The organism is Oribacterium sp. NK2B42 (assembly GCF_000424445.1).
GTDB lineage: Bacteria > Bacillota > Clostridia > Lachnospirales > Lachnospiraceae > Oribacterium.
The window spans coordinates 112,503-126,258 of record NZ_AUJX01000008.1 but is presented as its reverse complement, the minus strand read 5'-3'; the positions used below and the strand labels follow the sequence as shown (position 1 = coordinate 126,258).

Annotated in this window: 13 protein-coding genes and 1 pseudogene; 7 read left to right on the top strand and 7 right to left on the bottom strand. The window is 41.4% G+C overall.

The features are described 5' to 3' along the window. The 6 genes and pseudogenes from G625_RS22830 to G625_RS0104885 all read left to right on the top strand — a co-directional run. Positions 1 to 234: pseudogene (locus G625_RS22830) on the top strand (IS66 family transposase); the annotation flags it as partial. 187 nt (positions 235 to 421) lie between these two features. Then, positions 422 to 1,567, top strand: a complete 1,146-nt coding sequence (gene trpS, locus G625_RS0104905) for a tryptophan--tRNA ligase (RefSeq protein ID WP_029200220.1) — start codon at positions 422 to 424, stop codon at positions 1,565 to 1,567. A 2-nt stretch (positions 1,568 to 1,569) separates the two neighbouring features. Further along, entirely contained in the window at positions 1,570 to 2,139 is a 570-nt protein-coding gene (locus G625_RS0104900; protein WP_029200219.1) for a Holliday junction resolvase RecU, read from the top strand. 15 nt (positions 2,140 to 2,154) lie between these two features. Further along, positions 2,155 to 3,516, top strand: a complete 1,362-nt coding sequence (gene trkA, locus G625_RS0104895) for a Trk system potassium transporter TrkA (protein ID WP_029200218.1) — start codon at positions 2,155 to 2,157, stop codon at positions 3,514 to 3,516. Between the two features lie 16 nt (positions 3,517 to 3,532). Further along, a complete protein-coding gene (locus tag G625_RS0104890; RefSeq protein WP_029200217.1) occupies positions 3,533 to 4,981 on the top strand; it encodes a TrkH family potassium uptake protein in 1,449 nt (482 codons plus the stop codon). Between the two features lie 43 nt (positions 4,982 to 5,024). Beyond that, complete coding sequence (locus G625_RS0104885; protein WP_029200216.1) at positions 5,025 to 5,828, top strand: hypothetical protein; 804 nt, start codon at positions 5,025 to 5,027, stop codon at positions 5,826 to 5,828. A 185-nt stretch (positions 5,829 to 6,013) separates the two neighbouring features. Here G625_RS0104885 and eno read toward each other — a convergent pair whose 3' ends face one another. Beyond that, complete coding sequence (eno, locus tag G625_RS0104880; protein WP_029200215.1) at positions 6,014 to 7,312, bottom strand: phosphopyruvate hydratase; 1,299 nt, start codon at positions 7,310 to 7,312, stop codon at positions 6,014 to 6,016. Positions 7,313 to 7,731: 419 nt separating this feature from the next. On the opposite strand from eno, the gene G625_RS0104870 reads away from it, so the two are divergent. Then, positions 7,732 to 8,808 carry a tyrosine-type recombinase/integrase gene (locus G625_RS0104870; protein WP_156885033.1) on the top strand — a complete coding sequence of 359 codons (1,077 nt, stop codon included), beginning with the start codon at positions 7,732 to 7,734 and terminating at the stop codon, positions 8,806 to 8,808. 109 nt (positions 8,809 to 8,917) lie between these two features. On the opposite strand, the gene G625_RS0104865 is transcribed toward G625_RS0104870, so the two are convergent. The 6 genes from G625_RS0104865 to nadD form a co-directional block, all read right to left on the bottom strand. Then, the gene (locus G625_RS0104865) at positions 8,918 to 10,372 is read right to left on the bottom strand and encodes a sensor domain-containing diguanylate cyclase (protein ID WP_198014858.1); all 1,455 of its coding nucleotides are present in this window, start codon (positions 10,370 to 10,372) and stop codon (positions 8,918 to 8,920) included. A gap of 150 nt (positions 10,373 to 10,522) precedes the next feature. Next, positions 10,523 to 10,951, bottom strand: coding sequence for a hypothetical protein (locus tag G625_RS18415; RefSeq protein WP_044931619.1), 429 nt, complete (start codon positions 10,949 to 10,951; stop codon positions 10,523 to 10,525). Between the two features lie 49 nt (positions 10,952 to 11,000). Continuing rightward, complete coding sequence (lexA, locus tag G625_RS0104855; RefSeq protein ID WP_084152764.1) at positions 11,001 to 11,645, bottom strand: transcriptional repressor LexA; 645 nt, start codon at positions 11,643 to 11,645, stop codon at positions 11,001 to 11,003. Positions 11,646 to 11,878: 233 nt separating this feature from the next. Continuing rightward, on the bottom strand, positions 11,879 to 12,238 hold the full coding sequence (rsfS, locus tag G625_RS0104850; RefSeq protein WP_029200211.1) for a ribosome silencing factor: 360 nt from the start codon (positions 12,236 to 12,238) through the stop codon (positions 11,879 to 11,881). 54 nt (positions 12,239 to 12,292) lie between these two features. Continuing rightward, on the bottom strand, positions 12,293 to 12,916 hold the full coding sequence (gene yqeK / locus G625_RS0104845) for a bis(5'-nucleosyl)-tetraphosphatase (symmetrical) YqeK (RefSeq protein WP_044931618.1): 624 nt from the start codon (positions 12,914 to 12,916) through the stop codon (positions 12,293 to 12,295). 41 nt (positions 12,917 to 12,957) lie between these two features. Next, entirely contained in the window at positions 12,958 to 13,593 is a 636-nt protein-coding gene (gene nadD / locus G625_RS0104840) for a nicotinate-nucleotide adenylyltransferase (RefSeq protein ID WP_242826593.1), read from the bottom strand. Positions 13,594 to 13,756: the final 163 nt, after the last annotated feature.

Below are 13,756 nucleotides of genomic sequence, written 5' to 3'. Positions count from 1 at the left end.
AGAAAACATTCCAAAGAACATCTTCTGTTTCTTCATAATGTCAATGTACCGAGCACAAACAACATAGCGGAGCGCTTTCTACGTGGCTACAAGCGCAAACAAGGGCAGGTGATGTCTTTCAGATGCTTTGATACAATAACGCATCATTGTGAAGGCAGGAGCGTGCTTGTTAAGATACGGCAAAATGAAGGAGCCAATGTGTTTGATGAAGTGACACAAAGATTTGACTCATAGTTGGCAGAACAGCCGACCCGTTATTACTGAGACTCAGTTTAACGGATCGGCTGTTTTACTACAAGTTCACCTGTGAACAGTAACATTTGATGTAGTGTCCCTGGACGGAGACGAGATAACTTTGTTTAAAAATGCATTTTGATATGGTATAATGCACTCTGAATATGTACAAATACTGGAGGCAGGCATGTTAGCTAAAGACAGTAATAAGAAAATCATACTTACCGGCGACAGACCCACCGGAAAGCTTCACCTTGGACACTACATCGGTTCCCTTAAAAGAAGAGTTGAGTTGCAGAACTCCGGGAAATTTGATGAGATCAATATCCTCGTTGCTGATGATCAGGCATTAACAGATAACTGGGCAAACCCAAAGAAGGTTCGCGATAACATCATAGAAGTAACATTGGACTATTTATCTGTGGGAATAGATCCCAACAAGTCCAATATCTGCATACAGTCAGGAATCCCGGCTTTGCATGCACTGACTTTTTACTATATGAATCTCGTAACAACCCAGAGACTTTCACGTAATCCGACTGTTAAATCAGAGATGCAGATGCGTGGTTTCAGCGGTAACGATTCAGACGATAATGAAGCCGGACTTCCTGCCGGATTCTTTACCTATCCTGTTTCCCAGACTGCAGATATCACTGCATTTAAGGCAACCACTGTACCTGCCGGCGAAGATCAGATGCCTATGGTAGAGCAGTGCCGTGAGATTGCCCACAGATTCAACACCATTTATAACTGTGATGTTCTTGTGGAGCCGGATATCCTTATTCCGGAAAACACTGCCCAGAGAAGACTTCCCGGCATCGACGGAAAAGCAAAGATGTCAAAGTCTCTTGGCAACTGTATTTATCTTTCCGACGATGCAAAGTCTGTAAAGCAGAAAATAATGAGTATGTATACAGACCCTACACATATAAACATTGACGATCCCGGTCATATCGAGGGCAATATGGTATTTACCTATCTTGATGCTTTCCTTCGCGATGACAGCCAGTTTGCGGATTATCTCCCTGACTATAAGAATCTTCAGGAAATGAAGGAGCATTACCGGCGCGGCGGACTTGGTGATATGAAGTGCAAGAAGTTCCTCATCAAGGTTGTGGAAGAGATGCTTGACCCTATCCGTACCGAGCGTGCCAAGTGGGAGAACAATATCGGCGAGGTATATGACATATTAAAGACCGGAACAGACCATGCTGTTAAGGTAACCAATCAGACTCTTTCAGAGTGCCGTGAGGCCATGAGGATCAATTATTTTGATGACAAAAATACCATGGTTAATGATTGGGAAGACTGGCTCAAGGAAAGCCATCAATAAAAATGGGCACCTGGAAATCAAGAGGACTTAGAGGTTCTCAACTTGAAGATCTCATAAACCGGACCAATGAGGCTTACCAGGATAAGCATCTGGCGGTTGTCCAAAAGATACCAACGCCCATCACACCTATAAATATGAATGCTGAGCACACCCAGATCACACTGGCTTATTTTGACCAGAAGTCAACAGTAGACTACATAGGGATCGTGCAAGGCATTCCTATTTGTTTTGATGCAAAAGAGTGCGCCAAGGATCTCTGGCCCCTGGCGAATCTTCATCCTCACCAGGTCAGATTCATGAGTGAATTTGAAAAACAGGGCGGCATCAGTTTTATCATTCTTTCATTTACAGAAAGAAACGAAATGTACTACATTCCTTTCCGTGACATACTTTATTTTTGGGAAAGAATGGAAAATGGCGGCAAAAAATCCTTTAACTACGGCGAAATAGATCACAATTATCTGATCCGTTCACTGAAGGATATGTTCGTACACTATTTGGAACCTTTGCAGAGGGATCTTGACGAACGTGACAGGGCCGGCTCAGGGGAAGAAGATAAAACTGATATATAAGGAGTAATCAAATCTATGAACATTATCGTTGTTGGTTGCGGCAAGGTCGGACTTACACTTGCAGAGCAGCTTTCCAAAGAAAATCATAATATTACCATTATAGATACCAATGAAAGAGCATTACGTCATGCAGTGGAATCCATCGATGTAATGGGCATAACAGGAAACGGTGCCATGCTTGAGATACAGCAGGAAGCAGGTGTAAAAAACGCTGACGTTCTGATAGCCGCAACGGATTCTGATGAAATCAACATGTTATGCTGCCTTATCGCCAAAAAGGAGGGTAATTGCAGCACCATAGCTCGTATCAGAAATCCGGAGTACACTAATGAAATCACCTATCTCAGAGACGAATTGAACCTTGCCACAGTTATAAATCCCGAAATGGCTGCTGCAAAGGAAGTTGAAAGACTGCTGCATTTCCCACAGGCATTGAAAATCGACAGCTTTTCAAGAGGAAAGATCGATCTTTTCAGAGTCAGGGTTCCTGAAAACAGTAGTATCTCAGGCATAAAACTCCACAATATACATCATGAGTTAAATGTTAATGTACTCATATGCTCCATTGAAAGAGGCGATGAAGTCATCATCCCATCCGGAAATCAGGAAATCAGAAGCGGAGATATCTTAAGCTTTATCGCCAATGCCCCGCAGGCTAATGCTTTCGTCATCCTCCTCGGTATAGATTTTGCTCCTATCAGGAATATCATGATAATCGGAGGTGGGAGAGTCACCTACTACATTGCCAAATACCTTCAGGCTTCCAAATCCCGCTGCAAACTGAAGATCATTGATATAGATCATGACCGCTGCGATTTTCTTGCAGCCGAATTCCCTGAAGCAACCATAATCAATGCTGACGGAACCGATCAGGATATGCTTATAAGAGAAGGTATCGAAAGAACCGACGCATTCTGTTCTCTTACAGGAATTGATGAGGAGAATATTATGCTTTCTCTGTATGCAGGAAAGCTTTCCAAGGCGAGACTTATCACTAAGATCAACCGTATTTCCTTTGAAGATGTGGTTAATGAGCTTAACCTGGGTTCAGTTATCTATCCGAAACAGATTGTGGCGGACTACATCGTTCAGTATGTAAGAGCTCTTCAGAATTCCCAGGGTTCCAATGTAGAGACCATGTTTAAGATCGCAGACGGAAGAGCTGAGGCTTTGGAATTCAGAGTGGGCAATGATCCCAATCTGGTAAATCACAAGTTCTCTTCATTGAAATTTAAGCCTAATGTTCTTATCGCGGCTATCATTCGTGACAACAATCTCATTACTCCCCGCGGCTCTGACTTCATGCTTCCCGGTGACAGTGCCATTGTGGTCACTACAAACACTGGTTTCAATGATCTTAAGGATATTCTTGCATAAGGGAGCTTATTGATACATGAACATAAATATGATCATATATGTACTTGGATGGGTACTAAAGCTTGAGGCAGGCCTCATGCTGTTACCTATGCTGTGTGCATTGATTTACAAGGAATTATGGGCTTTTTCAGCACTTGGTATAAGTGCGTTGTTATCTTTATTCATAGGAACCATTGTGACCTTGAGAAAGCCTAAAAAAATCGCCTATTACGTCAAGGAAGGTTTCGTAATATGTGCCCTCAGCTGGATCGTGTTATCCCTTATCGGGGCCCTGCCTTTCTACATAGCCGGCACCATTCCTCATTATATCGATGCGGTATTTGAGATAGTTTCAGGTTTTACAACCACCGGAGCCTCCATCCTAGGTGAAGTTGAACATCTGGGAAAGGGCCTTCTTTTCTGGCGTTCTTTCAGTCACTGGGTAGGTGGAATGGGAGTTCTGGTACTTGTACTTACCATACTTCCTTTGGGTGGCGGCTACAACATGATGATAATGAAAGCTGAATCCCCTGGACCTGCAGTTAGCAAAATTGTTCCAAAGGTAGCTGATACAGCCAAAGCTCTGTATAAGATTTATTTCTTTATGACCATCGCATGGATATTCATTTTCTATATATGCGGCATGGATATATTTGATGCCTTGTGCATCGCTTTTGGTGCCGCCGGTACCGGAGGTTTTGCAGTAAGAAATTCCGGAATGGGAGATTACAGCATGTTCTGCCAATTTCTCATTACCATATCCATGATAATGTACGGCGTTAATTTTAACGTTTATTATCTTATCCAGAAGCGTAAATACAAGGATGCCCTTGGATGCGAGGAAGCAAGAGTTTATTTTGCAATAATAATCGCATCAAGCATTTTTATCGCTTTTAATATTTTAAAAATGTGTGGCGGTAACCTGATTTATTCATTGCATCACAGCTTTTTTACAGTAGCATCACTTATAACCACAACAGGTTTTTCGACTCTGGACTTTAATACCTGGCCGCAGCCAAGCCAGATGGTTCTCTTGTTCCTGATGTACTGTGGTGCCTGTGCAGGTTCAACCGGCGGTGGAATCAAGGTATCCCGAGTTATCATTTTGTTTAAGGAGATAGGTAAGGATCTTTTGGTTCTTCTTCATCCCGAAGCTGTGAGACACATAAGGCTGGAAGGAAAGAGACTTGAGCATTCCGTTGTAAGATCCGTGAACTGTTACCTTATAATGTACGTGTTTATCTTTCTGGTTTCGGTTTTTATCATTTCCTTTGATAAATTTGATTTTGTGACCAATTTTTCGGCAGTAGCCGCAACCTTCAACAACATAGGTCCCGGACTCGGTGCAGTAGGTCCTGTATGCAATTACTCGGAATACTCTGATTTAAGTAAGATTATTCTGACCATAGACATGCTTGCAGGAAGACTCGAAATCCTGCCTATGATGATCTTATTGCTTCCTAAGACATGGTACGGCAATAACTAATTTCATCTTTTCGTTAAACTGGAGTTTTGCGAAATAATGAATTATGAGCTATTTAGATAATTTTGAGCTGAAATTTGACCTGGACATCCACCCTGTCCATACATTGATGTCTGTATCCGGACTTCGAAATGACAATACCAATAAAATAAGAATATTTTCTAATGATGGTTCATATACCGAAATCAAAAAAGGTATCGATCGTCTTAATGCTGAATCAACCTGGATGAATCAATTCAGACGCTTTTATTCTGAGCATCCGGACAGTTTATTCTGTCTCAATATAATTACAGGCTCTGACAAAGAATCCTGCAATACATTGGATCAGCTTTTGATTGATACAGATTCATTTTTGGAATTTAAATCCGAGCTCCAAAAAAGCTTAATTTCATATAATTTAGATGCAATTACCTCCATATCTCCTCTTTTTTATCTGGAACGTATAAATGATACCGGAAATGTATTCTTATATGTCTTATATAGCATTCCGGTCAATGAGCTAAAAAAAGAAATTGTATACAATTCGATTTACTCATTGTGCGAAAAAAGCGGATTTTTCCTTCATGAATACGGAATTTATGATAAATCCCCGGAACAGGCACTTTTGTATACAATACAATATGTTCATGACGGACTGTTGGTACATGATACTGAACATCCCTGGTTCCAAAAAAAATTCCAGCTGATAGGCACGGCACAGTCATTCATTTCTCTTTTGATCATGCTTTTTTCAGTGCTCCTGATGAACAATATACTCTACCTTCCGTTTGGGTGGCTGATCTTCACGATACTGATAGCCTTTTCGGTTTACATTTTCATTGTATCACGAAGAAATACAAAAAAGCTCTGATATTCGGCAATATTTAAATATTGCCGAATATCAGAGCTTATAATTTTAATCTAAAACAATTTATGTCAAAATAAACCCTTAATTCTTCGAAGCCAAGAGCTTCTGAATGATAAAACCGTCGCATGATCGGATCTGTTGACCCAATCATGCGGCGGTCTATTAATCATTGTGTATTCCCGGTAAGATTATCTCTTAACGTTGAATGCATTGAACTTAGGATAGTCAGCACCATCACCAAGAGCTTCCTCAATTCTAAGGAGCTGGTTGTACTTAGCTACACGCTCTGATCTTGAAGGAGCACCTGTCTTGATCTGGCATGTGTTAAGAGCTACAGCAAGATCAGCAATTGTTGTATCCTCTGTCTCACCTGATCTGTGAGAAACGATTGCTGTATAGTGATGCTTGTGAGCAAGCTTGATAGCGTCCATTGTCTCTGAAAGAGAACCAATCTGGTTAAGCTTGATAAGGATTGAGTTAGCAACACCAAGGTCGATACCCTTCTGAAGTCTCTCAACGTTTGTAACGAAGAGGTCATCACCAACAAGCTGAACCTTGTCTCCGAGAACCTTGGTCATCTTCTGCCAGCCTTCCCAATCTTCCTCATCGAGACCGTCCTCGATAGAGATGATTGGATACTTCTCTGTAAGCTTCTTCCAGTGATCGATAAGCTCGTCAGTTGTGAAATCCTTACCAGCCTTAGGAAGGTGATATACGCCCGGCTTGTCGCTCTTCCACTCAGAAGAAGCAGCGTCCATAGCAAGTACGAAATCCTTACCAGGCTCGTATCCTGCCTTCTTAATAGCAGCTACGATATAATCAAGAGCTTCCTCGTCAGATGCAAGGTTAGGTGCGAAACCACCCTCATCACCTACAGCTGTTGCAAGACCATTAGCCTTGAGCTCTGACTGAAGTGCGTGGAATACTTCTGAACACCAACGAAGACCTTCCTTGAAGCTTGGAGCGCCTGCTGGCATGATCATGAACTCCTGCGCATCAATATTGTTTGCAGCATGTGCACCACCGTTAACGATGTTCATCATAGGAACAGGAAGCTCGCAGCCTGCTGCACCGCCAAGGAACTGATGAAGAGAAACACCAAGAGACTCAGCAGCTGCATGTGCTGATGCAAGTGATACAGCAAGGATAGCGTTAGCACCAAGCTTTGACTTATCCTTTGTACCATCAAGCTTTAACATAGCTGCATCTACTGCATAAACGTCTGATGCATCTACACCCTGTAAAGCGTCATTGATAAGAGTATTAACATTCTCAACAGCCTTAAGAACACCCTTGCCTACATAACGGCTCTTATCGCCATCACGAAGCTCAAGAGCCTCAAACTGACCTGTGGAAGCACCACTTGGTACGGCTGCTCTTCCAACAGTACCATCTGCAAGAGTAACCTCTGCCTCAACTGTTGGGTTAGATCTTGAATCAAGAATCTCACGCGCGTGAACATTTACAATTTCTAAATAATCATTCATGTCTTTACCTCTTTCGCTTTTGACACCGGTTCCTTAATATTTCGCATCGCGAAGAACCGTTGCTGCATATCAGGATACTTATAAAACCCTGACATTGTCTCCTTGGTCTCTGATTGTATCTGACCAAATGCAATTATATCACCGAGTATAAGCCCTCGCAACCGCAACATAGCTTTATAATATGAAAATAATAGGAATTTTATATGTCATCATGACCAAAAAACCTCGCGTTTTTTCGTTAAATCCGTCATTATTTCGCAAAACCTTTTTACATTATCACCCTTCTCTTTGTTATAATATACAAAGAATAAAGATAATGGTTGTTGGATTGTGAAATTTTTATCATTTATTTACTAATATTCCTATATCCATGTATCCAATAAGCGGTAAAACAAATTTACTTGAAAATCGGAGGAATAATAATGGCATTAAAATACCATGAGCAGGTAGATAAAGAAAATACTCTTAAACTAAGAGCTCTGCTCTCCGAGCTACCCCGGTGCTGCACAACTTTTTTCAGGGGAATCGAACCACGGACTTCATCAAGAACCCGCATCGCCTATGCCTATGATCTGAAGGTGTTTTTCCAATTTCTTAAAGCTGAAAATCCTTTATTTAGGGATAAGGACATAAGTGATATCTCTCTGGATGACATAAGCAGGATGACCGTTCTGGATCTGGAAGATTTCCTTGAATACCTAAAGTACCGGAAACGAACAACCAAAGACTCAAAGGGTAATGAAATCACAACCGATGTCATCAACAGTCGTACAGCCATAAAACGTAAGGTTGCTTCCCTTAGAACCTTCTATAACTACTTTTATCGTAATGAGCTCATTAAGAACAATCCTGCAGCCCTTCTTCAGATGCCTAAGTTAAAGGATCATGAAATCATCCGAATGGATACCAATGAAGTTGCAGATTTTCTGGATGAAGTAGAAACCGGAGACAGCCTTACAAAGCGCCAGCAGATATTCCATGACAAAACAGAACTACGGGATGTTGCAATGATGACTCTTATGCTTGGCACTGGAATTCGTGTATCTGAATGTGTAGGCCTTAATATCTCAGATGTAGATTTCAATAACGACGGAATTCATATTCACCGAAAAGGCGGCAAGGAAGTAACCGTTTACTTCGGGGATGAGGTTGAAGGAGTTTTACGTCAATACATTGATCAGAGAAAACTCATCATGGCAGAACCCGGCTCAGAAGATGCCCTTTTTCTCTCCCTGAGAAACTCACGTATTACGGTTAGAGCTGTGCAATATATGGTGAAAAAATATGCAAAAACCGTTACTCCTCTTAAGCATATAACTCCTCATAAATTACGAAGCACTTACGGCACCAACCTTTATAAAGAAACCGGTGATATTTATCTTGTGGCTGATGTCCTGGGTCACAATGACGTTAATACCACCAAGAAGCACTATGCAGCTTTGGAAGACGAACGCCGCAGAAGCGCCCGAAATAAGGTTCGCTTAAGAACAGACTAAAAAAGAGCCATGAAAGGCTCTTTTTTGGCATAAAGAAAGGAGCAGACTCTCAAGTCTGCCCCCTCAATCAGCTTGGGAAATCCTCAATAACTTTGGAGACCCCTCTTTATCATCTGGGATCTGTTCCCCTGTTGCTTATAATTTTCTCATGCATAAATTTCTTTCGCTCATACATGCGCTGATCTGCAATTTTTCTCAGCTCATTGGGGCTTGTACTGTCCGTAGGTGCTATGGCATAACCGGTACTTACGCTTATGGTTATCCTATAATCCTTTGTATCCAATATAGGAACCTTAAATGCTGCGTCCATATCCTCCAGGATTTTCTTGTACTCCTCTTCCGGAAGCTCCTCGTCTATCAGAATAGCAAATTCATCACCGCCAATTCTAAAAACTTCATGACGGGATGCATCCCGGAGTCTTATGGCAGTTTCCTGAAGAACCTCATTACCCACATGGTGTCCGTAATTATCATTGGCATACTTAAAGAAGTTCAGGTCTACATAAAAAATTCCATATGTATCTCTTGTCTGTGAAACAGCTTTTAATGCCTCTCCAAAGACACGGCGATTCTTAAGGCCGGTCAGGTCATCATGAGTACCCCTGTAATCCAAAAGCTTCATCAATGTATGGTTTCTGATCCTGAAACCGATAAAGTAAGAAATACTCTCTATGATCTTGCGAGTGTCGATATCATCGATAAGTTCATAATTGTCCGCGCATAAAAAGCCCAGTATCTGATGCTTGTTATCATAGAAGGGTGCACATACAAATCTTTGTATTCCTCTGTCCTTTAAATTTTCATATACATCTTTTTCATGTTCTTTGAAAATATCGATATCGTCAATCTTCATAACCGCTCTATCACGATTCAGATATTTTTCCCAGTTACCAAAGTACTTTTGATAACTCATCTTTGAGAGTTTTTCTTTGTGAGAAGGAATACCGTCATTGCACCACTCAAACTCCAGGTCCACAACAACCCTGTCAGTGCTGAGTATATAAATTCTTTCAGGATGGATAACCCGACTGAGCTCCAAAAGAACCTTATTCATAACAGCATCATAATCACCCTCATTGCTGAGAAGACGACTGATTCGTACTATTGCATCATCGGTAGTTGAATTTCTTCGCAGCAATTCTCTTTCCAGATGACTGTCGTCGATGAAGGTACACACAACTATACAACACCCTGCAATATTGGTCGGAGCGATGATAAACTCAGCCCAATGTCCAAGCGCTTTACTGTAGGTTGTATAGTTACTCTCTTCTCCCCGGTACGCAGCTTTATAGGCATAATAAAACAATTCCTTGGTTTCATCTTCATAGGTTTCTGTAACCAGATGTCCTACCAGATCGTCTTTATCATGTCCTATTCCTCTGCAAAAGCGTTCATTAGCGTAAAGATATTTTGCATCAACAGCTCCGTCATGACTCTCGTTTTCCACTACCTGAAAAAGTGCATATGCCACCGGAAGTTTTTTTTGTAATTCCGACATCTTGTCAAATAACAAAAACGCATTTTTTATTAATGAACTATCATTGTCACCTTGCATTCTTTCCATTGAAACCATACTACCTTTCTGAACAAAAACTGATCACACTGATCTTTCAAAAAATGAAACGACATCATGTCGTTACATACATAAAACCCATATAGTGTTATGTCGGTAATAAATCCCAATCTGATAACTCATCAAAATATAAAAATTTTATCAAAACATGCTTTGATTATCTTCCTGCCACCTGCCCCGGTTCTTTAGTTCGGTTTTCCTGTTGTAAAGCGTCCTTAAAGAAACTCCGGCAAATTCCGCGGTTTCCCTGGTGTTGTGCTCTGCAGAGTATTTATATACTTCTCCCACCGTAACCTTGGTTTCTTTTCGCTTAAACCATCCGGCTCCCCTGGTTCTGTGGTGTTCATGTATGCCCACCTCAACATTTACAAAACCATCCCTTGATTTCCCGTTTTTCTTTTGGACATTGCTTTCAAAAACATGAACATATATACCGCATGCTTCAAGTTTTCCCGATAATTCGTTAATATCCTTTTTTAAATCCTCCAGCGATTCTCCATCCATCGGAGCCATCTTGAATTTATGATATACGATATCATAATTAAACGCGTCTTTTGCTCTTTCAATCATCTCGGGTCTCCGGTATCGGCAATATTTAAATATTGCCGATACAACATTATTATTTCATGCCCATACGGATCAATCCGATAACTTTTCCGAGTATCTTGCAATCAGGCACAATTATAGGATCCATACTGTCATTCTCGGGCTGAAGTCGTATGTGTCCGTCTTCCTTATAAAAACGTTTTACTGTGGCACTGTCATCTACGAGAGCAACAACGATTTCACCATCGTTGCAGGTTTCCTGCTGTTCCACTATAACGCGGTCACCATTAAGAATGCCGCAATTGATCATGGATTCGCCTTTTATGGTAAGCATAAACACCGATTTGTTTGGAAGCATATCTACAGGTATGGGGAAATAATCGGTGATATTCTCCTGGGCAAGCAAAGGAAGCCCTGCTGCAACAGTACCCACCAAAGGTACCTGAGCCACCTCCCGTTCAGGTGCTGAACGGAACTCTGATGTTGTGATCATAAGCGCTCTTGGATGTGACGGGTCCTTCTTTATCAGCCCCATGGTTTCCAGATCATTGATATATGTAAATACACTTGATGTGGACTTTAAGCCTACAGCAGCACAAATATCCCGGACGGAAGGGGGATAATTTCTCTCAATAACACATTGTTTAATATAATCAAAAACTGCTTTTTGCTTTGGTGTCATATGATTAGCATCAGGTTGTTTTTTGTGTCTGCCCATGTCATACTCCTTTTTTATTATTAAATATAATAAAACTTTATCACAAACATCCGTTCATTGCAACCATTGCATAAACATTTGTACTAAAAAAAGAATCCCTGCGGTAACAGTTCCGTCGGTGAACCAGGGGGACGGGGTTGATTGTCCACCGACTAAACTGTTACTCCCTGCGGATTCTGTTAAACCATTCAAACCAAAGAAAAAATCCCGACTTATAAAGTCGGGATCCGCGATCAAAGCTCATTTATATCAACCATCTTTTTTCCGTCAGACCATATACGTTCAAGGTCATAGAACAATCTCTGTTCCTTATCAAAGATGTGCACAATGATATCATTATAATCAAGAAGTATCCAGCCGCTGTTGGGAACGCCCTCTTTACGACGCATATCGAAATCGAGCTCAGCCATCTTATCTTCTACCGCATCACTGAGTGCATCCACCTGTCTCAGGTTGTCTGCTGTTGCGATCACAAAATAATCAGCAATAACAGATACCTCCGAAATATCAATAACAGTTATATCATATCCCTTTTTATCTGAAAGAGCATTGTAAACTGCCTTGACCATTTCCTTTGAAGTTTCATTTCCCATAAAATAACTCCTTTAAAATAACTGTCATAATGATGATATCTATTTTATCGGCTGTCAGCGCGTTTCAATAAGTTCTTTGTAATACCTGTAGGTATCGTAAGAATCTTTACAGATGAAGCCTCCGGACTCCTCAAGATATGTTATGGTATCATGATTAATCTCGTATACTGCTCTGTCCAGATCCTCAAACGCCAGCCTTCTGATCTCCGTAAGCCTCGAAGCTTTATATCTTCTTGCTTCAATGTAATCGGCAGTGAAAACAATAGCCTCCAGAAGGCTCATATCTGGCTTTCCAAGGGTGTGATAGTATATAGCCGATAAAACATCACCGTCCTCAATTCCGAACTCCTTACGGGCATATACGGCGCCAAAAACAGAATGTATCACCTGAGGTGCTTTCAGCATATCATCCGTAAGCTCTACCTTTTCTTTTTTACAAAGCTTTATCAGCTCCTCATCGGAGAACTGCTTGGCACAGTCATGAACGAGTCCCGCTACCTCTGCCTTATAAAGATCAACTCCGTATCTCATGGCGAGACAGACACAGGTAAAGCTCACACTGAGAGAATGTTCATACCTGTCAGGTTTCAGAAGCTTTTTAAGCTTCTTTCTGTATTCATAAATCTCTGAAATATCCGGCTTGTCACCGTTTCTCTTTGCTTTTTTATCCGATGCCATAAACCGATCCCCCATCCTGGTTTTTAAGGTTCATCCGGATATCAGTCTTTATAAAGACCATGATCCCTGATATATTCCTTAACCTTATCAGGCAGAAGCCCACTGATATCTCTGCCTTCCGCCACCATTTTGCGGATCATAGTGCTAGATAAATCTGTTTCCGGATAATCCAGCACAGCTATATCCGCCTGAAACCTATCCTTTAGGTACTCCACCTGTTCCCGGAAGCTTCTCTGTCCTTCAGGATAATGTCTCCCTGCCACAGCCAGTGTGCAAAGCTGCATGATCCTCTCCGGATGGTACCAGGTGTCAATCTCATACATTGAATCCGCCCCTATAATGAAATAAAAATGGATATCCGGATACTTTTCATGGAGCAGCTCCAGAGTTTCTGCCGTGTAGGTCTCTCCCTCCCTCTCAAGCTCGAAAAGAGAAAGCTTAAAGCCCCCGATTCCCCGGACAGCCAGGGAAGTCATTTCACACCTTTTTTTTGCGGGAGTGACCTTCTTCTTTTTTTTAAAGTAAGGATCCCTTGCCGGCATGAACCAGACTTCATCAAGGGACAACCCTGTAAGGGCACATTGTGCCAATGAAAGGTGTGCATTGTGAATAGGATCAAAGGTACCTCCCATTATGCCAACCTTCTTTATTTTCAAGTTAACATCTTTTTCAATCATGGCGACACCCCAAAAACGTTATCCTTAGAAATCAAACAGAATCGATCGAAAAAAGATTTTGTCTGCAATAAGTGTACTACTGTCTTCTTCAGGCGAATTCCAAAAAAACGCCGCATATCACTCTGTTTCGTTATCAAATTCCTCGTCGGCTTCTTCCACAAAA

Bases quoted from the DNA above. Each gene is read 5' to 3' on its own strand.
- trpS (WP_029200220.1), top strand. From the start codon at position 422: ATGTTAGCTAAAGACAGTAATAAGAAAATCATACTTACCGGCGACAGA.
- G625_RS0104900 (WP_029200219.1), top strand. From the start codon at position 1,570: ATGGGCACCTGGAAATCAAGAGGACTTAGAGGTTCTCAACTTGAAGAT.
- trkA (WP_029200218.1), top strand. From the start codon at position 2,155: ATGAACATTATCGTTGTTGGTTGCGGCAAGGTCGGACTTACACTTGCA.
- G625_RS0104890 (WP_029200217.1), top strand. From the start codon at position 3,533: ATGAACATAAATATGATCATATATGTACTTGGATGGGTACTAAAGCTT.
- G625_RS0104885 (WP_029200216.1), top strand. From the start codon at position 5,025: ATGAGCTATTTAGATAATTTTGAGCTGAAATTTGACCTGGACATCCAC.
- eno (WP_029200215.1), bottom strand. From the start codon at position 7,312: ATGAATGATTATTTAGAAATTGTAAATGTTCACGCGCGTGAGATTCTT.
- G625_RS0104865 (WP_198014858.1), bottom strand. From the start codon at position 10,372: ATGGAAAGAATGCAAGGTGACAATGATAGTTCATTAATAAAAAATGCG.
- G625_RS18415 (WP_044931619.1), bottom strand. From the start codon at position 10,951: ATGATTGAAAGAGCAAAAGACGCGTTTAATTATGATATCGTATATCAT.
- lexA (WP_084152764.1), bottom strand. From the start codon at position 11,645: ATGGGCAGACACAAAAAACAACCTGATGCTAATCATATGACACCAAAG.
- rsfS (WP_029200211.1), bottom strand. From the start codon at position 12,238: ATGGGAAATGAAACTTCAAAGGAAATGGTCAAGGCAGTTTACAATGCT.
- yqeK (WP_044931618.1), bottom strand. From the start codon at position 12,916: ATGGCATCGGATAAAAAAGCAAAGAGAAACGGTGACAAGCCGGATATT.
- nadD (WP_242826593.1), bottom strand. From the start codon at position 13,593: ATGATTGAAAAAGATGTTAACTTGAAAATAAAGAAGGTTGGCATAATG.